This window comes from Rhodothermus marinus (genome assembly GCF_009936275.1).
Classification (GTDB): domain Bacteria; phylum Bacteroidota; class Rhodothermia; order Rhodothermales; family Rhodothermaceae; genus Rhodothermus; species Rhodothermus marinus_A.
The window spans coordinates 3317252-3335696 of the sequence record NZ_AP019797.1; the positions used below are offsets into that span (position 1 = coordinate 3317252).

Annotated in this window: 16 protein-coding genes; 4 read left to right on the forward strand and 12 right to left on the reverse strand. The window is 65.4% G+C overall.

Features of this window, described 5'->3' with window-relative positions:
• The first annotated feature begins 269 nt into the window (after positions 1-269).
• Both GYH26_RS14530 and GYH26_RS14535 read left to right on the forward strand, forming a co-directional pair.
• Positions 270-917 (forward strand): LexA family protein, encoded by a 648-nt coding sequence (locus GYH26_RS14530; RefSeq protein WP_012845191.1) that lies wholly within the window; start codon positions 270-272, stop codon positions 915-917.
• 73 nt (positions 918-990) lie between these two features.
• Entirely contained in the window at positions 991-2292 is a 1302-nt protein-coding gene (locus GYH26_RS14535) for an NCS2 family permease (protein ID WP_242006473.1), read from the forward strand.
• On the opposite strand, the gene GYH26_RS14540 is transcribed toward GYH26_RS14535, so the two are convergent.
• Entirely contained in the window at positions 2293-3984 is a 1692-nt protein-coding gene (locus GYH26_RS14540) for a CTP synthase (protein WP_161542262.1), read from the reverse strand.
• A gap of 207 nt (positions 3985-4191) precedes the next feature.
• On the opposite strand from GYH26_RS14540, the gene GYH26_RS14545 reads away from it, so the two are divergent.
• The gene (locus tag GYH26_RS14545; protein ID WP_242006475.1) at positions 4192-4413 is read left to right on the forward strand and encodes a hypothetical protein; all 222 of its coding nucleotides are present in this window, start codon (positions 4192-4194) and stop codon (positions 4411-4413) included.
• Here GYH26_RS14545 and GYH26_RS14550 read toward each other — a convergent pair.
• From GYH26_RS14550 to GYH26_RS14570, 5 genes are all read right to left on the reverse strand, one after another.
• Positions 4410-5234, reverse strand: a complete 825-nt coding sequence (locus GYH26_RS14550; protein WP_161542263.1) for a class I SAM-dependent methyltransferase — start codon at positions 5232-5234, stop codon at positions 4410-4412. The genes GYH26_RS14545 and GYH26_RS14550 overlap by 4 nt on opposite strands.
• Entirely contained in the window at positions 5234-6361 is a 1128-nt protein-coding gene (locus GYH26_RS14555; RefSeq protein WP_161542264.1) for a glycosyltransferase, read from the reverse strand. The genes GYH26_RS14550 and GYH26_RS14555 overlap by 1 nt, the downstream gene beginning before the upstream one ends.
• Positions 6362-6366: 5 nt before the next feature.
• Positions 6367-7326 carry a glycosyltransferase family 2 protein gene (locus GYH26_RS14560; RefSeq protein WP_161542265.1) on the reverse strand — a complete coding sequence of 320 codons (960 nt, stop codon included), beginning with the start codon at positions 7324-7326 and terminating at the stop codon, positions 6367-6369.
• Positions 7327-7343: 17 nt separating this feature from the next.
• The gene (gyrB, locus tag GYH26_RS14565; protein WP_161542266.1) at positions 7344-9293 is read right to left on the reverse strand and encodes a DNA topoisomerase (ATP-hydrolyzing) subunit B; all 1950 of its coding nucleotides are present in this window, start codon (positions 9291-9293) and stop codon (positions 7344-7346) included.
• Positions 9294-9383: 90 nt separating this feature from the next.
• Complete coding sequence (locus GYH26_RS14570) at positions 9384-9872, reverse strand: hypothetical protein (RefSeq protein WP_161542267.1); 489 nt, start codon at positions 9870-9872, stop codon at positions 9384-9386.
• A gap of 97 nt (positions 9873-9969) precedes the next feature.
• Here GYH26_RS14570 and GYH26_RS14575 point away from each other — a divergent pair, with 97 nt between their 5' ends.
• Positions 9970-11292, forward strand: coding sequence for a metal-dependent hydrolase family protein (locus GYH26_RS14575; protein ID WP_161542268.1), 1323 nt, complete (start codon positions 9970-9972; stop codon positions 11290-11292).
• Between the two features lie 73 nt (positions 11293-11365).
• Here the strand turns inward: GYH26_RS14575 and GYH26_RS14580 are convergent, their stop codons facing one another.
• The 6 genes from GYH26_RS14580 to GYH26_RS14605 form a co-directional block, all read right to left on the reverse strand.
• Positions 11366-12028 carry a CBS domain-containing protein gene (locus GYH26_RS14580; RefSeq protein ID WP_161542269.1) on the reverse strand — a complete coding sequence of 221 codons (663 nt, stop codon included), beginning with the start codon at positions 12026-12028 and terminating at the stop codon, positions 11366-11368.
• A gap of 208 nt (positions 12029-12236) precedes the next feature.
• The gene (gene hflX, locus GYH26_RS14585; RefSeq protein ID WP_161542270.1) at positions 12237-13565 is read right to left on the reverse strand and encodes a GTPase HflX; all 1329 of its coding nucleotides are present in this window, start codon (positions 13563-13565) and stop codon (positions 12237-12239) included.
• An 82-nt stretch (positions 13566-13647) separates the two neighbouring features.
• Positions 13648-14208, reverse strand: coding sequence for a hypothetical protein (locus tag GYH26_RS14590; RefSeq protein WP_242006477.1), 561 nt, complete (start codon positions 14206-14208; stop codon positions 13648-13650).
• A 48-nt stretch (positions 14209-14256) separates the two neighbouring features.
• Positions 14257-16389 (reverse strand): BatA domain-containing protein, encoded by a 2133-nt coding sequence (locus tag GYH26_RS14595; RefSeq protein WP_161542272.1) that lies wholly within the window; start codon positions 16387-16389, stop codon positions 14257-14259.
• A gap of 61 nt (positions 16390-16450) precedes the next feature.
• Positions 16451-17254: a methyltransferase domain-containing protein gene (locus GYH26_RS14600; RefSeq protein ID WP_161542273.1), complete on the reverse strand. Its 804-nt coding sequence runs from the start codon at positions 17252-17254 to the stop codon at positions 16451-16453.
• Between the two features lie 163 nt (positions 17255-17417).
• Entirely contained in the window at positions 17418-18206 is a 789-nt protein-coding gene (locus GYH26_RS14605; RefSeq protein WP_242006480.1) for an HDOD domain-containing protein, read from the reverse strand.
• Between the last annotated feature and the right edge of the window lie 239 nt (positions 18207-18445).

Consider the following 18445-nt stretch of genomic DNA (forward strand, 5'->3'; position numbering starts at 1 on the left):
CGCATTAAACCAGGGTCGTGGGAAAATTCCCCACTTTTCCCCACCACCCCCACAAGGTACATCTTTTTTTCAAAAAGTCAAGTTTTCTCATATAAAGAAAGCATTTTTCTTTGCCGCACCAGAAGCACCAAAAACAATCGTTCTGCTACAACAAAGCCATTTCGGGAAGTGAGGTGAAATTTTTTTCACCATATCATTCAGACTGGTAAAAATCTTTTCACCTGCTTATCTTTGGGCTCGACACGCTGTCAACCCATCCCGGCTTTCCCATGAAGGGCCGCCTGACCGCGCGACAGAACGAAGCCTACGAGTTCATCCGCACCTACCAGCGCCGCCACCACAAACCCCCCACCCTCCAGGAGATCGGCGAGGCGCTGGGCATCCGCTCCACCAACGGCGTCTTCAAGCTGCTCCGGGCGCTTGAAAAGAAAGGCTATCTCCGCCGGGACCCCGGCGCCGCCCGCGGCCTGCACCTGCTCGACAGCGACGATCCGTTCGCGCTGACCGACGAGGTGCCCAGCCTGCCGGTCATCAGCCGCACGGCCAGCCACGAGCCCGAACGCCTCCGCGCCCGACCGGCCGGCTTCCTCTCGGTCGATCCGTTCTTTCTGCCCCGGGGCCTCGACCCCGATGCCTGCCTGATCGGCCGCGCCGGCGACGACGGCATGAGCGGCGAAGGTATTTTCAAAGGCGATCTGCTCCTGATCGAAGAAGTGCCCTGGCGCACGCTGAACAACCGCGAGCTGGTCGCCTGTCTGGTGGGCGAATTGCTACTGGCCCGCCGCTTCGTCTTCGCCAACAACCGGATCCACCTCCAGCCGGCCAACCGGACCTACCTGGAGGAGGTCTTCCCTCCGGACGACCCGGGCTGCTACGTCGTCGGTCGCATCCGGGCCGTCTTCCGACGCCTTCCATAAAGCCTGGCTTGCCTGAGGCGCGGGCTTTTTGCATATTCCGGCGGGTCCCGACCAAAGTTGCACCTTCGTCGCCGTGCTGGATCGATACTTTCGCCTCTCGGAACGGGGCACGACGGTCCTGACCGAGCTACGGGCCGGCGTGGCCACCTTCCTGACCATGGCCTACATCCTGCTGGTCAATCCCCAGATCCTGGCCGATGCCGGCATGCCCCCCGACGACGTGGCACGGGCCACGGCACTGGCTTCGGCGGCCGCCACGCTGCTCATGGGCCTGTGGGCCCACTATCCGTTCGCGCTGGCGCCCGGCATGGGGCTGAACGCCTACTTCACCTACGGCGTCGTGCAGGGAATGGGCGTCAGTTACCACGTCGCGCTCGCGGCCGTCTTCGTGGAAGGGCTGCTGTTTCTGGCGCTGGCGCTCAGCGGCGTACGCGGGGCCGTCCTCCGGGCCATCCCCGACGCGCTGAAGGTGGCCACCTCCGGTGGCATCGGCCTGTTTCTGGCAATCATCGGCTTTCAGCATGCCGGGCTGGTGGTCGACAGCCCGGCCACGCTGGTCACGCTCGGCACGCCGACCCATCCGACGACCCTGCTGGCGCTCGGCACGCTCGTGCTCATGGCGCTGCTCCTGGTGCGCCGCGTCCCGGGCGCGCTGCTGCTGGGCATCCTGGCCGGCACGCTCGTGGCCTGGCTGACCGGACTGGCGCCGCTGCCCGAACGCTGGGTGCAGCTTCCCGGACTCCCCCGCGAAACGCTCGTCTCCTTCGACTTCGGCACGCTGCTGCACGCCAAGCTGGTGACCGTGGTGCTGGCGTTTCTGTTCGTGGACTTTTTCGACACGGCCGGTACGCTGATGGGCATCGGGCGACTGGGCGGTTTTCTCAATGCGCGCGGCGAACTGGAGCGCGCCCGCGAAGCCTTCTCGGCCGACGCCGTGGGCACCACGCTCGGTGCGCTGCTGGGCACCAGCACGGTCACCACCTACATCGAATCGGCCACCGGCATCGAAGAAGGGGGACGCACCGGCCTGACCGCCGTGGTGGTGGCCCTGCTCTTTCTGCTTTCGCTCTTTCTGGCACCGCTCTTTACGGCCGTACCGGCCGCCGCTACCGCCCCGGCGCTGATTCTGGTGGGCGTCTTCATGATGCAGGGGCTGACCGAACTGAACTGGCGCAAGTACGACGAAGCGATCCCGGCCTTCCTGACGATCACGCTCATGCCCTTCACCTACTCCATCGCCAACGGGATCGCCTTCGGGCTGATCGCCTACGTGCTGCTGCAGGTACTCAGCGGCCGGGCACGTGCCGTGCACCCGATCCTCTACGTGCTGGCCATCCTGCTGAGCCTCTACTACGCCTTCGAGCTGGGAGCCTGATCACATGCGGGCCGAAGCCAGCCGCAGCGTCTTCTGGCGCCGGCGCGGCCGGGGCGTCTGCAATTGGCCTTTTTCACGGGCGTACTCGACGCAGGCCGCCACGAACGCCGAAAAGAGTGGATGCGGCCGCCCCACCGTCGATTTGTACTCGGGGTGGAACTGCACGCCGATGAACCAGCGGTGCTCGGGCAATTCGATGATCTCCACCAGATCGCGCTCCAGGTTCAGTCCGGTGAACTGCATGCCGTGCTCGAGCAGCTTGTAGCGGAGCACGTTGTTGACTTCGTAGCGATGGCGGTGCCGCTCGCGCACGTCCGAAGTGCCGTAGATGGCGCGCACGCGGGAGCCCTCCACCAGGTGACAGTCGTAGGCGCCCAGCCGCATCGTACCGCCTTTGTCGGTGATCTTCTTCTGCTCGGCCATCAGATCAATGACCGGATGCGGCGTGTCCGGGTCGAATTCGGTCGAGTTGGCGTCGTGCCAGCCACACACGTTCCGGGCAAATTCGATCACGGCGCACTGCATGCCCAGACAGATTCCGAAGAACGGGATGTTCTGCTCCCGGGCAAAGCGCACCGCCTCGATCTTGCCCTCGATGCCGCGCTCGCCGAAGCCCGGCGCCACGAGAATGCCCGACACGTCACCCAGCAGCTCGGCCACGTTCTCGCGCGTGATCTCGTCGGAGAGCACCTGCTTGACCTCCACCTGCACGCCGTGCTCGGCCCCGGCCAGCACGAAGCTCTCCATGATCGACTTGTAGGCGTCCTGGTGCGTCACGTACTTGCCCACAAGGGCCACGCGCACGGTGGCTTTCGGGCTTTTCAGGCGCCGGAGAAAATCGATCCAGTCGTCCAGATCCGGCTCGTGCAGCGCCTGGCGCTCCTGCTCGTCGAACAGCCGCTCGATCACAATGGCATCGAGCCCTTCCTCCCGGAGCAGCAGCGGCACCTCGTAGATCGACTCGGCATCGAGCGCGGCGATGACGGCCCGCGGCTCGACGTTACAGAAAAGCGCGATCTTGCGCCGCAGCTCGGTATCGAGCGGATACTCGGAGCGACAGACGAGCACGTCGGGCTGCAATCCGTGCGAGAGCAGCGTCTTGACCGAGTGCTGGGTTGGCTTGGTCTTGAGCTCGCCCGCCGCCTCCAGGTAGGGGACCAGCGTCAGATGAATGATGAGCGTGTTGCGCTGGCCGAGTTCGTAGCGGAGCTGGCGGATCGCCTCCAGATAGGGCTGGCTTTCGATGTCGCCCACCGTACCGCCGATCTCCGTGATCACCACATCGTACTGGCCCGTCTCGCCGAGCTTGAGCATCCAGCGCTTGATCTCGTCGATGATGTGCGGCACTACCTGGACGGTCTTGCCAAGATAGGCCCCGGCCCGCTCCTTCGTGATGACCTCCAGGTAGATCCGGCCGGTCGTGACGTTGTTGGCCTGGCTGGTGGGCCGCCCCAGGAAGCGTTCGTAGTGTCCCAGGTCCAGGTCGGTCTCGGCGCCGTCCTCGGTCACGTACACCTCCCCGTGTTCATAGGGGTTCATCGTGCCGGGATCGACGTTGATGTACGGGTCGAGCTTCTGGATCGTCACGCGCAGGCCACGCGCTTCGAGCAGGCGGCCCAGCGAAGCGCAGACGATTCCCTTTCCCAGCGATGACGTAACACCTCCGGTAACGAAAATGTACTTGCTCGGCATAAGCGTGCGGTGGGCTGCTTTGCGGATTGCGGCGGGGTCCCGACGGCTTCAGACAGGCCCTACCAAGATACGCCGAAATGCCCGAAGGGATCAACCGCCGCCGTGGATTCTCCGCCAAGGAGACGTAGAGCGCCGGGAAAGCGCCCCCTCCCCGTGCAACTCTGCTGACGATAACAGGTAGGAAGATGCAAAATCATGCGTCTGGCAATGCGTCGCCGAACAATTACCCTCCGCCGCCTGACGCGCGCGGAAGCTGAAGATTACGAAGAAGCCGTGCGGGACCTGACGCCGGCCGAGCGCATCGCGCTGGTCTGGCCGCTGACCGTCGAGGCCTGGTCGCTCCGACAACGTGATGCCGAAACGCCCGCCTTTGATGCACAATCCAGACTACCGCGACATATTGTCCGCCTTTACCGACGCCGGCGTTAGCCTTCCGGCTTGCGGGCCACCACGATCAGCCCGGTGCCCGTCCGGTTTTCCCGCACCAGATCCAGCGCGTTCAGCACCAGTCCCACGGGCAACACGACCAGGTAGTACACGGGAAGCAGCAGGTAGGCCAGCGCCGTCCGGTTGAGCGCCAGCATGGGATACTTGATAAGCAGCCGCCAGGCCAGCGATCCGAACGGGCCGTAGCTGTAGTGGCTTTCGACGGGTTCCAGGCCAGCCTCGCGGAGACGCGCTTCCAGCAGCTCGCGGCTGTAGCCCTCGCGCACATGCTCTTCGATGAAGCTCTGCTGGCCGGGCGCCTGCACGTCGGAGCCGCCCTGGTCCGACGGCGTGTTGATGATCACATAGCCGCCGGGCCGCAGCACGCGCGCAAAGTTGCGCAGCACGGCCCGATCGTCTTCGATATGCTCCAGCACGTCCACCGACAGGATCAGGTCGAACGGCCCTTCGGTCTGCAGGCGCGTCAGGTCGTCCTGCACAAAATGCACGCGACCGGCCACGGGCGCACGCGCCACGAAGCGCCGGGCCTGTTCCAGATAGTCGGTTTTGAGATCGACACCGACGACCTCGGCATGGGGCCACCGGCGGGCGATGTAGTAGGCGTACTGGCCGAAGCCCGTCCCGGCATCGAGCACGCGCACCGGCCGGTCGGCCGGCCAGCCTTCGAAGATCCGACGCAGCGCCCGCCGTACGTACCAGCTTCGCAGAAAAATCAGGTGCAGCAGCGCAAAAAACAGCCGCTGCAGCAGCGGGTGGCGTCCGAAGATCCATCCCAGCCGATCTTTGACCGGATCGTAGCGCATCAGTCGGCAAGCATTCGTTCCAGCGTTTCACAGAGCGGCTCCCAGCCGTAGCGTCCGCGCAGGCGACGCACGCCCTCGGTCAGGCGCTTGGCCCACTCCTCCCGGAAAAAACGCACAACGGCCTCGGCCAGCGCACCGGGATCGCCCGGCGGCACGACAAAGCCGGCCACCTCGTGCGGCACCACCTCGGGAAGGCCTCCCACGGCCGTCACCACCACCGGCCGCTCAAAGTGAAAGGCCATGGGCACAACGCCGCTCTGGGTGGCCGAAAGATAGGGCTGCACGACCAGATCCGCCGCCGAAAAATACCAGACCACCTCCGATTCGGGAATGTAGCGGTCGTGCACGTGCACGCAGGAGCTCAGGCCCAGCTCCCGGATGCGTGCCCGGTAGCGGTCCGCCTGTTCGTAGAACTCGCCCGCCACCAGGAGCTGTACGTCCGGTAGCGTCGCCCGAATCGCCGGCATCGCCTCCAGCAGCACGTCCAGTCCCTTGTAGCGACGCACAAATCCGAAGAACAACAGCACCGGCGCATCGGGCGGCAGGCCCAGCCGCCTGCGCGCCTCCAGACGGGGACGCACCGGGCCATAGCGGGGATCGACGGGATGCACGAGCTGCACGTCGGCTGGCAGGCCCAGCGTCGCAAGCTGGCGGGCTACCGTTTCCGAAAGTACGATCCGCGCCCGACACCGACGCAGAAACCAGCGGCTGAGCGTGGCATCGAGCACGTGGCGTTCGTGCGGCAGCGCGTTGTGCACGAGCACCACGGTAGGCACTTCCCACCGACGCAGGCGTCCGGCGATCGTCCCGTAGGCCGGCGCAAAGAACGGCATCCAGTACTGGAACACGACCAGCTCCGGCCGCTGCTCCCTGAGCCAGCGGGCGGCCTGTAGCCAGGTCCAGGGCCGCAGCGGATCGAGCACGTAGGCGGCCGGCATCGACGACGGGACCGGCTCCGGCTCGGTCTGAGTGCGGCCAGGGAAAAGCCACCGGGGATACTGACGCCGGAAGCTCAGCGCCGATACCTGATGACCACGCGCCTGCAACGCCTGCCCCAGCGCTTCGGTGAAATGGGCGATACCGCCGCGGTAAGGCGCCACCGGACCGACCAGCGTCAGACGGGCCATGGTTGTCAGACGGTTCGCACGACTTCCGGCGGACGCTCCTCGACCACCTGGTAAGTGGGTGTCCGCTCCATCCGCTCCCGGATGATCAGCTCGCCGAGCAGCCCCGTCGTGAACATCTGCACGCCCACCATGATCATCAGCACACCCAGCAGTAGCAGCGGCCGGTTCGTGAGCGGCTGATTCCAGATGAGTTTTTCCAGCGAAAGCCACAGGCTGATGACAAACCCTGCCAGAAACGCCAGCACGCCGAACGTGCCGAAAAAGTGCATGGGCCGCGACATGAACCGGGTCAGGAACAGCACCGTGATCAGGTCCAGGAAGCCCCGGATGAAGCGTTCCAGCCCGAACTTCGTGCGGCCGTATTTGCGGGGCCGGTGGCGCACCGGCTTTTCCGTGATCCGCGTGAAGCCCTCCCAGTAGGCCAGCAGCGGAATGTAGCGGTGCAATTCGCCGTAGACGCGCACCGCCTTCACCACCTCGCGCCGGTAGGCTTTCAACCCGCAGTTGAAGTCGTGCAGCGGAATGCCCGAGAGCTTCCGCGTGACGAAGTTGAAAAAGCGGCTCGGGATCGTCTTACTGGGTGGATCCTGACGGCGTTTCTTCCAGCCGCTGACCAGGTCGTAGCCCGATTCCAGCAGTTCGATCAGCGCCGGGATTTCGGCCGGGTCGTCCTGCAGATCGGCGTCGAGCGTGACCACATAGCGGCCGCGAGCCCGCTCGAAGCCCACCGCCAGCGCCGCGCTTTTGCCGTAGTTACGCCGCAGGCGCACGCCGGCAAAGCGGGGATCTTCGGCGTGCAGCCGTTCGATGACCTCCCAGGAGCCGTCCCGCGAGCCGTCGTCCACGAACCACACTTCGAAGCTATAGCCATGCGTCTCGCAGACGGCGCGGATCTCCTCGGCCAGCTCCGGAAGCGAAGCGGCCTCGTCGTAGACCGGGACGACGATGCTCAGATCGGGCGTCATGGAAGCAGCCCGGCGCCTCAGACGTCAAGCGTCGCGTAGCGCGCATTCCGTTCGATGAACTTCCGGCGGGGCTCGACGGCATCGCCCATCAGGATCGAGAAGATCCGGTCGGCGGCCGCCGCATCCTCGACGGTCACCTGCTGCAGGATGCGCGTCTCCGGGTTCATGGTGGTCTCCCAGAGCTGCTCCGGATTCATCTCACCGAGCCCCTTGTAGCGCTGGATGACGGCCCGTTGCGGCTGGCCGTCGGTCAGCTCCTCCACAATCTGACGCAGCTCCTCGTCGCTCCAGGCGTAACGCTCCGTCTTGCCCACTTTCACGCGATAGAGCGGCGGCAGCGCGATGTAGATGTAGCCGCCTTCGACGAGCGGCCGGAGCTGGCGGTAGAAGAAGGTCAGGAGCAGCGTCCGGATGTGGGCGCCGTCCACGTCCGCATCCGTCATAATGATGATGCGGTGGTAGCGAAGCTTGCTCAGGTCGAAGTCCTCCTCGGTGGTGGCCAGTCCGGTCCCCAGCGCCGTGACGATGTTTCGAATCTCTTCGTTTTCCAGGATCTTGTCGAGCCGGGCTTTCTCGACGTTCAGGATCTTTCCACGCAGTGGGAGGATGGCCTGAAACTCCCGATTGCGGGCCTGCTTGGCGCTCCCGCCGGCCGAGTCGCCCTCCACCAGAAACAGCTCGCACTTCGAAGGATCACGCGAGGCGCAGTCGGCCAGCTTGCCGGGCAGACTGGAGCCGTTGAGCGCGTTTTTGCGCTGGACCAGCTCCCGCGCCTTGCGGGCGGCCACGCGGGCCTGGGCCGCCAGGATCACCTTGTCGAGGATACGCCGGGCTTCGCGGGGATGGTCTTCCAGCCAGCGGCTCAGGTGCTCCGAGACGATCCCGGCCACGATGCCCTGCACCTCCGAGTTGCCCAGCTTCGTCTTGGTCTGGCCCTCGAACTGGGGCTCGGGCACCTTGACCGAGATGACAGCCGTCAGCCCCTCGCGGAAATCCTCGCCCGAAAGCTCGCCCTTGAAATTCTTCAGCAGGTTGTTCTTTTCGGCGTAGGCCTTGAGCGTGCGCGTGAGCGCCGTGCGGAAGCCGGCCACGTGCGTACCGCCCTCGTGCGTGTTGATGTTGTTCACGAACGAGAGCACGTTTTCCGCGTAGCCGTCGTTGTAGCGCAGCGCCACCTCGACGACCACGTCGTCGGCCTCACCCGCGATGTAGATGACCTCGTCGTGGATGGGCGTGCGCGTTTCGTCGAGGTACTGGACGAACTCGACGAGCCCGCCCTCGAAGTAGTACTCTTCGTAGCGGAGCGATTCGTCCTCCTCGCGCCGGTCCTCGATGGAAATACGCACGCCGCGGTTCAGGTAGGCCAGCTCACGCAGCCGCTCGGCCAGCGTGTCGAACCGGAATTCGACCGTCTTGAAGATGGTCGGGTCCGGCCAGAACTGGACGATCGTGCCCGTCTCTTCGTCCTCGCGCATCGGGCGCACGCGCTCGACAGGCGAAGTCGGCTTGCCGTAGGCATAGGTCTGACGCCAGACGTACCCGTCGCGCTTTACCGTCGCAATCAGCTTGCGGGAGAGCGCGTTCACGCAGGAGACGCCCACGCCGTGCAGTCCGCCCGACACCTTGTAGGTGCTCTTGTCGAACTTGCCGCCGGCGTGCAGCGTGGTCATCACCACCTCGAGCGCCGACCGCTTCTCGGTCGGGTGCTCGTCGACAGGAATACCGCGACCGTTGTCTTCGACCGTGATGGAACCGTCTTCGTTGATCGTCACGGCGATGCGGTCGCAATAGCCCGCCATCGCCTCGTCGATCGCGTTGTCCACCACCTCGTAAACCAGGTGATGCAGGCCACGAATGCCCACATCCCCGATGTACATGGCGGGCCGTTTGCGAACCGCTTCGAGCCCTTCGAGAATCTGGATATTGGAAGCAACGTAGTTCGAAGCCTCAGCAGGACGCGTACGCATAGAAGTTGCCACTCCCTGATAACCGGCAAAAACCGGATTTTTTCGACAAATACCAAGCAGATGTGGTACGCCCGGCCCCTGTCGAAGTTCTCAGCGCTTCCGGCGCAGCATGTGCCGAACGGCCCGTAACACGCGGTTTCCGAAGTGCAGGGCCGCCTGCCACCGGATGGCGGGCGACTCGGCGTCCAGGCGGTCGAATCGGCGCGCCGCCCGCCGCACCGCCTCCACGAGCGAGGCCGGGACCTCGGGGTACCATTGCAGCAGATCCTGATGGAGCGTGCGCCAGGCGTCGGCCACCTCCCGGGCGGTGAGTAGCAGATCGAAGCGCCGCAGCAGCGCGGCATCGAGCGTCTGGTCTCCGACGACGTCCGCGTAGAGCAGCGCCAGTTGCAGGCGGTCGAGCAACCGCCGCAGTCGGCGCACTTCCCGACGCAGCCGTACCCGAAGCGGTAGTGCTTCGCGTCGGGCGCGTACGGCGACGGCCGTCCGGACCGCCACGCGCAGTGCGCTCAGCAGCCAGAACGCTTCGAGCAGGCCGGGACGCCCTGTCGGCGCTTTTTCCATGGGTTCCTCGTGCATGGCAGCGCAAGCCTATGCGCGCCGCCGGAGGGTGTTCCTTCTGTGTGCGAAATGTCGTATGCTGAAGGCATCCGCGAACCACCAACCCGTTGCAGCCATGCGCTGGTGCATTTTCCTGCTGCTACTCGGACTGGCCGCCGGCGTGCAGGCGCAGCCCGCTTCCGGCCGTCTGCTCGTGCATTGCGGCACGGTCATCGACCCCGGCGTCTCCCCGGAACCCATATCCGAGCGCACCATCATCGTGCGTGGTGAACGTATCGAAGCGGTGCAGTCCGGCTTTGTCACGCCGCAGGAAGGCGATCAGGTGGTCGATCTACGCCGGGCTTACTGCCTGCCCGGCCTGATCGACATGCACACGCACCTGTCGATGGAAAGCCGGAAAGGGGGCTACCTGGATCGGTTTCAGATGTCGCCCGCGCTGCAGGCGCTCCGGGCTTCGGTCTATGCCCGGCGTACGCTGATGGCGGGCTTCACCACGGTACGCGACGTGGGCGGTAACGAAGGGATCGATCTGGCGCTCCGGGATGCGATCAGCCAGGGCTGGATCGTCGGTCCCCGTATGTTCGTAGCGGGCAAAAGCCTGGCCATCATGGGCGGGCACGCCGATCCCACGAACGGCTTCCGCGAGGACATTCTGGGCATTCCGACCGAAGCCGAAGGGGTGGTCAATGGCGTGGCCAGCGCCCGCCGGGGTGCCCGGCTGGCCATCAAGCGCGGCGCCGACGTGATCAAGATCACGGCCACCGGGGGCGTGCTCTCGATCGCCCGGGACGGCTCCTCGCCGCAGTTCTTTGAAGACGAGATCCGGGCGATCGTCGAAGTGGCCCGCGACTTCGGGCTGAAAGTGGCCGCCCACGCGCACGGCGACGAAGGCATGCAGCGCGCCATCCGGGCCGGCGTGGCCTCCATTGAACACGGCACGTTCATGAGCGACCAGACCATGCAGATGATGAAGGAGTACGGCGTCTACCTGGTGCCGACGATCACGGCGGGCCGTAGCGTGGCCGACTCCGCCAAAATCCCCGGTTACTACGTGCCGGTGGTGGCCGAAAAGGCGCAGCGGATCGGACCGGTCATTCAGGAGACGTTCGCCCGAGCCTATCGGGCCGGCGTGCCCATCGCGTTCGGGACCGACGCGGGCGTCTTCCGCCACGGCCGCAACGCGCTGGAGTTCGTCTACATGGTCGAGGCCGGGATGCCGCCCATCGAGGCCATCAAGGCGGCCACCTACAATGCCGCCGACCTGCTGGGCCAGCTCGACAACCTCGGCACGCTCGAGCCCGGCAAATGGGCCGACGTGATCGCTGTCACGCGCAATCCGCTGGAAGACATTGCGGCGTTGCAGAACGTGTCGTTCGTGATGAAGGCGGGCGTCATCTACAAGCAGAACGGCCAGCCCGTCCCACAGCCCGTACGATAACGGCATCGCCCGTTTTCAACGCAAAAAGGGGCCTTTCGGCCCCTTCCTTTTCTTATTCACAGCCCGGGATCGTTCAGACCTCCAGGTAGCGCATGAAGGCTTCGATGCGCTGGCGGAGTTCTTCGTCGTCCTCTTCGTTGTAGGCGGCCGCCACGTGGAAGCCGCGGTGCTCCAGCACATGGCGGATGCGGGCCGTGTCCTGCACGTTCAGTTTGAGCGTGACGCGGAAGCGGCTCTCGGAAGCGTCGAGCGGCTCGACGACCAGCGCCCGCACGCGCGCATCGCACTGCTCCACGCAGTAGAGCAGGTTGGAGAGTGCATAGTCGCGGGCGTCGATCTCCAGCTCCAGGATGGCCCCGGGCTCGTGCAGCGAGAGCATCCGGATGAGCTGCTCCAGCAGATGCTGAGCCGGCACGGCGCCCCGGTAGTGGTGATTCGACTCCGCGACCGGGAGTACGGTCAGCCCGTGCTGCAGCACCACCCGGGCGGCGTCGAACACGTGCAGGTCGGGCGTAACGCTAACGGGCGTACCACGTACCAGCATCGCCACCGGCAGGTTCGGGTCGTCCACCAGACGCAGCTGTTCGTCCGAGACCACGCCCAGCAGTTCGCCCGCCTCGTCGACCACCGGCAGGTGCCGTATCCGCTGCGCGGCCATCTGCTCCCGGGCCCGATGCACGGTGTCACCGGGGCTCAGGGGCTGCAACCCTTCTTGAATCAGTTGCGCAATCCGCATGGCAGTACCTCCCACTTCGTAGGGCCCGGCTCCTCTTCCGGAATACCGGGCAACCCCTGTACCGTTTCCCCGCGCTGGCCGCCCCGAGCCACAACTTACCGCTTCGTTGCAGGCCGGCGCTTCACCCAAGATTTACAGTAAGCATCGGTTGAATGCAAGGGATTTTTTAGTCCCCATAGCAGCCACTTCTGGCGCATGCCTTCGACGCCTACGACGCCATATCCGGCAGCGGTTGCAACGAACGGAAGCGCATCAGCAGGCGTTCGACGGCCGCCTGTCGGTGCACCGGCACGCGCAACCGGAGCCGTGCGGCCGGTAGCGGCGTCTCATCGTGGCCGTTGCGGGCGTAGAGATAGGTTTCTTCCAGCACATCGGCCACCTGGTAGAGATAGGAAAGCGTGCGCCCCTCGGTCAGCGGCACGCAGACGTCCAGCTCCAGCGCTTCGGCTTCGATGCGCTCCTGCAGCCGCCGCTTGAGTTCTTCGAGGCCGATCCCGCGCAGCGCCGAGATGAAGACGGCCTCGGGATATTCTGCCCGCAACGCCTGCAGCAACCCCAGATCGGCCAGTCTGTCTATTTTGTTGAACACAAGAAGCATCGGTTTGTCGGCAGCGCCCAGCTCGGCCAGCGTCTCGTGCACCACCTGGATGTGATCCTCGAAGCGCGGATGGGTGGCATCCACCAGGTGGAGCAGCACATCGCTTTCGCGCACCTCGTCGAGCGTGCTCTTGAAGCTTTCGATGAGCCGGTGCGGCAACTTGCGAATGAACCCGACCGTGTCGGACAGAAGCACCGGCTTGCCCGGCTCCAGATGAACCAGCCGGGTAGTGGCATCCAGCGTGGCAAAGAGCCGGTCCTCAGCCAGCACATTGGTGCCGGCCAGCACGTTCATCAGCGTCGATTTTCCGGCGTTTGTGTAGCCGACCAGCGACACGCGGGTATAGCGCTGGCGCTTTTTGCGCTGGGTGGTCCGCTGCCGGTCGATCCGTTCCAGACGCTCCCGGAGCACGGCGATACGCCGGGCGATCAGCCGCCGGTCCGTTTCGATCTGGGTTTCGCCCGGCCCTTTCGTGCCGATCCCGCCTTTCTGGCGCGACAGGTGCGTCCACTGGCGCGTCAGGCGCGTGCGCATGTACTCGAGCTGGGCCAGCTCGACCTGCGTTTTGGCCACGGCCGTACGGGCCCGCCGGGCGAAAATGTCCAGGATCAGACCGGTGCGGTCGAGCAGCTTACAGCCCAGCGCCCGTTCCAGGTTGCGCATCTGCGCGGGCGAGAGGTCGTCGTCGAAGATGACCAGATCGCTCTTGCGCGCGGCCACCAGGCGTTTGAGTTCTTCGACCTTCCCGCGGCCGACGTAGGTGGCGGCATGGACGCGCCGGAGCACCTGCAGCACGCGATCGGTCACTTCGGCGCCCGCCGTGCGGGCCAGCTGCGCCAGTTCTTCCAGCGAATCCTCGACATCCCAGCGCGTCGTCTCGGGCGTTACGACGCCCACCAGAATCGCGGTTTCCGGACGAGGTGCTGTGGCCGTGTACAACGCCGTATGCAGAATCGGTCTGGTTACTGTTTTCTTTTCACTTCCGGAAAGTTCAACGTTGCCCGGACGGCAAAGTGCCGGCCTATCCTTCGAGCGTTTTCCCGTAGCACTGCTGCACGGTCATTTCGAAGCGGGTATCCAGATAACGAGCCAATACGCGCCGGAAGGCCGGTTGCCGTGCGGGCGGAACGGCCAGGTTGAGCCGCCGCCGTCTGTTTCGCGCATCGACAAACAGAAACGCAAAGCCGCGCACGCGGCCGTTTGGATCCTGCCAGGGAAAATAGTCCAGGATCTGCCCCCAGCCCACGTAGCGATCGTGCCGGCTCAGCCCGTCGATGATGCCGCAATTCGTGATCAACACCTGCTCCGACACCAGCGCTGCACCCAGCCAGAAAAGTCCGCCGGCAAAGTAGAGGCTCAGGCGCAAAATCGGAACAGGCTGCTCGCTCAGCGCGGCATAGGCACCCAGCGCAACGACGAGCAGCAGAAAGCCGGTAGGCAACAGCGGCCACCGGCGAAGCCAGCGCAGGTGCACCTCCCGTATCTGCCAGTAATGAAAGAGCGTAACGACGAAAAAAAGCAGCGTGACCCCGAAAAAGCAGACCGGCAGGACGCCGTGCAGCGTGCGAAGAAATTCGGCCATCGCATTCATGGTGCTGCCTGCAATCGGGGCACGCGCAGGTAGGGAAAACTACGCGTTGCCGGCAGTTACGGTTTCGATTCGCGTGCGGAGTGCCACCAGCATTTCCAGTACCAGAAGGCCCAACGCCAGCCCCAGCAAGACGTTCCAGAGTTCCACGCCGACCTGCGCCTGGCGAAGCGCCGCCGCGACGGCCTGCGGCGAAGCCTCCGGCACCTCCAGCAGCGTCACCGACAGGCCAGTCTGCTCCTGCAGGCGACGCACGGCCGCCTCGGGCGCTTCCGGCCGCAGGTCCGATTCGGCCACCGCCGGGTTGACCGCCACACGTCGCACCACCTGGTTGCCCGCCCGCAGCTCGTAGATACCCGGCTGCGCCGGACCCGGCTCGAAGCGCGCCCAGCGTGCCCCACCCTGCCGCTCCGGCTCGGCCCGATACACCTGTCCGTCCGGCCCGACCAGCTCCGGGACGGCGTCGGTCGGAAACGTCTGGAGCCGGATGCGGGCGGGCATGCCGGCCGTCAGCGCGTCCTGCGCCTCTTCTTCGCTCCCCGCCAGGTAGAACACCGATCGGTAAAGCAACGGCACGAACAGCCCGCGCAGCGGAAGCTCGCTCCAGGCCGGATCGGGGGCCGTCGTCCAGAGCAGCACGCGTCCTGCGACGTGCCGCACCTCCTGCAGCAGAGGGAGTCCGTTGCTGAGCCGGATCAGCGTCTGCTCCAGGCCGCTACCGGGCGCATAGTTCAACGCGAAGTACACGGCCGGGCGCTCGGTCCGGATCGCGCGCTGGCCGGGCAGTCGCACGAACAGCCCTTCAAAAAGCGGATGGGCCAGGTCCATGCGATCGAACGTCGCGATCGGCATCGTGCCGTTCCAGTTGCCAACAAACCCGCGCACCTGTCCGGCCTCCAGCGCCTCCAACAGCCGCCGGTAGTCTTCCAGTCGCCCGTCGGCGCCCGGGAAAAACAGCAGCCCGCCGCCCTCGGCCACATAGCGGGCCAGCGTCGCCACCTCGCCACTCGAAAGGTCGTGCAGGCCGACCAGCCCCACCACATCGTAGCCATCGAGCGCGGTGGCCGGCAGCGCCTCCTCCGGGATCCGGGTGATCTCGAAGCGCACGCGCTCCTGACGAATCTCCGGCGAAAGCGCCAGCTCCAGATAGTCGGTGCGGGCCTGCGCACCGGCCACCAGCAACAGCCGCCGCACTTCCGGTACGTGCAGCACCAGGTAACGCGTGTTGTCTTCGAGCAGGGCATCGGGCTGGAGCAGTTCCACCACGCCGGGCAGCCAGCCCCGACGGGCCGGCGTGGTGGTCAACGTGACGCGGGCAGTGCCGCCGGGCGGTAGATCGACCGAAGCCTGCGCCACCCGCTGCTCCTCCAGCGAAAGCGTCGCCACTACGCCCTCGGCGGCGGCCGTTCCGAAATTCGCCAGTGTGACTTCAATTCGGACAGGCTGCCCCTGTTCGATGATGCGGCTGACGATTCGAACGGCCGTGATGGCCAGGTTGGCGGGCGTCTGGCCACCGACGGGAATCAGCAGCGCGGGCAGCGGCTCCGCAACGGGTTGGGCCAGCGAATCGACCAGCGTTGAAGCCTGCAGGTCGCCGATCGCATACAACACGGCCGGCGCCTGCACCTGTTGCACGCAAGCGTAGGCCTCGCGCAACGCGGCCGCAAACGTCCGGGCACCGTGCTGAACCGTCAGCAGACGCAGCTGTTCTTCGGCCACGTCGCGCGGCACCGGCTCCGGCGTCATCGCCGCACCGGCCACCGGCACCAGACAGACGCGGGCGTCGGGATCGAGCTGCGCCAGAATGCCGGCGGCAATGGTCCGGGCCTGCGCAAAATAGGCGCCGCCGGCATCCCGCACGGCCATCGAGGGCGAATTGTCCACCACCAGTCCCACGACCGGGGGCGTTCCGCCTCCGGCCCAGGACGCCAGCGGTCCACGAACGACCGGTCGGGCAAACGCCAGCACCAGGCACACCAGCGCCAGCGTGCGCAGCAGCAACAGGAGCCACTGGCGAATGCGCAGCCGCTGCAGGGCCGTCTGCTGCAGTTCCTTCAGAAAAGCCAGCGAACTGAAGGCCACACGCTGCGGCCGCCGAAAGTGAAACAGATGCACCAGAATCGGAATGGCGGCCGCCGCCAGGGCCAGCAGCGCCAGCGGGTTCAAAAACGTCATGGGCTACCCTGCCACGTCGTACCTCGAGGCACCGAACCGCAGCCTGCGGCTTACGTTCCGCTTACAGCCAGGCGAAATGCACCTCGGCGCCGCGCTCGGCAGGCACGAAGCGCAGCCGGAAGCGATTGCCCATGCGCGGCGTCCACACATAGGGCCAGTTCGGACAACGCCCGGCCTGGCAGATCAGCCGGTCGCCGTGGTAGATCTGAAGCCCCAGGTACAGCAGGTCGCCCTCTCGGCCGCTCAGATCACACACGACCTCGCGCTCGGCCTGTCCGAACGCCCAGCGGGCGACCGGAAACTGCAGCGGCAGATCCCCTTCGTCGAAAAGCCCCGACACCAGCGCTCCTTCGAGGCGGCGCACGACAGCCGGCGTAACGGTTTCGTCGGCCACCTGCTCGATCCAGGTCAACCCGCCCATCAGCACGGCTCGATCCGGCAACACGAGGCGGGGACGAAAACGGAGCGCTTCGAGCACGTGCAGGTCTTCGTCGTAGAGCAGCGGCCCGAAGAATTCGTGGACGAGCACATCGACGGGCTCGTCCGGCTCGAACTGCTGGATTTCCTGATGAACGCAGACCACCTCCGAGTAGGCGGCCAGTCGTTCCGAAGCCAGCGCGTACAGGTGGGGGTTGGCCTCGACCGCATAGACTCGTCGGGCGCCCAGGCGCACCAGTTCCTCGCTAAAGTATCCCATTCCACAGCCCGCATCGACGCATACGGCCCCGGCGATGGCGCGGCGGTGCGCCCGCAGCAGTCGCAGGTAGGCGCGCGTGCGCGCTCGATCGTCGTAGATGCTGATGAACGTCAGCAGATCGTCCAGCGCGGCAAACGTCGCTTCGGGCAGGACGTTGAGAATATCCATCGTTTCGACGCCAGGCCTTTCCGTCCGGAGTCGAAAGATAGGACGTGCCGGTTATCGCTCAGAAGTGCGCGTCGACGTAGTTCTGCAGGATTTCGCGGGCCGCTTCTACGGTCTGCCAGACGGAATCGGCATCCGGATAGCCGAAGAGCTGTGCGGTCAGTTCTCAGTCGGCGTCCAGCGGTTCTTCTTCCCTGCGGAGCGGTTCGTCGAAGCCATAGTCCAGCCAGGTAGCGCCCAGGCTGGCCACCCGCAGCAGTGCGCCCGGGGTGGCGGCCACGCCGTCGCCGCGTCCTTCGCCGTACAGGTCCATCAGCGCCCGGAAGAGCGGCTCGGGTAGTTTCATGTGCAGTGCCAGCGCCTGGGTGATCACCTCCAGGCTGTAGCCAAAGACGGCCTCCTGTTCTTCGGGCGTACGTGGACCGGCGCCCGGCTGGAAGGCGGCCAGTGCCGCGTCGGGCTTGTTGTAAAGCAGCAGAAGTTTGGCAAAGTCGTGCAGCAGTCCGGCCGTGTAGGCCGACTCCGGCCGCCAGTCGCCCGGCCGGGGTGCGCGCTGAATGAGCAAACGGGCCAGGTAGGCGGTGGCCGCGCAATGGCGCACCAGATTCAGAAACGGCGCGGCCGTCCGGGCATCGAAGGCGCTCTTCATCGAGAGCATGCCCATGCTCATGACCATCCCGACTACGGCGGGCGGCCCCAGCACGACGATCGCATGGCGCACGTCGCCGATGCGTCCCCGGAGTCCGTAATAGGCCGAGTTGGCCACGCGCAGCAGGCGGGCTACCGCTGCCGGATCGTGCTGCAGCATGGCTTCGACCTCCTCAGGCTCGGGCGGCTCCGGTCGTTCCATGAGCAGAATGGCTTCCAGCAGCGTCTGCGGAAGCGGGGGACACTCCAGCTCCAGGTCGGTCAGCGTCGGGATATGCTCTGAAGGAGTGAGTGCGGTCGGAGTCATCGGGGTGCCAGACTGTAAACGGTTTCGCGCCAGAAAGTATCGCTTAATCCCGGTGAAACTTAAAAACTCCCTGTCACACAACCTCCCTGCATGCAGGTTTTCTTGCTTTCTAATTCCATGCCACCCCACGACCAACACCCCACTGATGATGCGGCCTTGCTTTTCTGTGCGGAAAAACCTACCCTCCCGATATAAGTCGTCCATAGCCGGATAACGTTTTCGAAACGGAACCTTTTTCC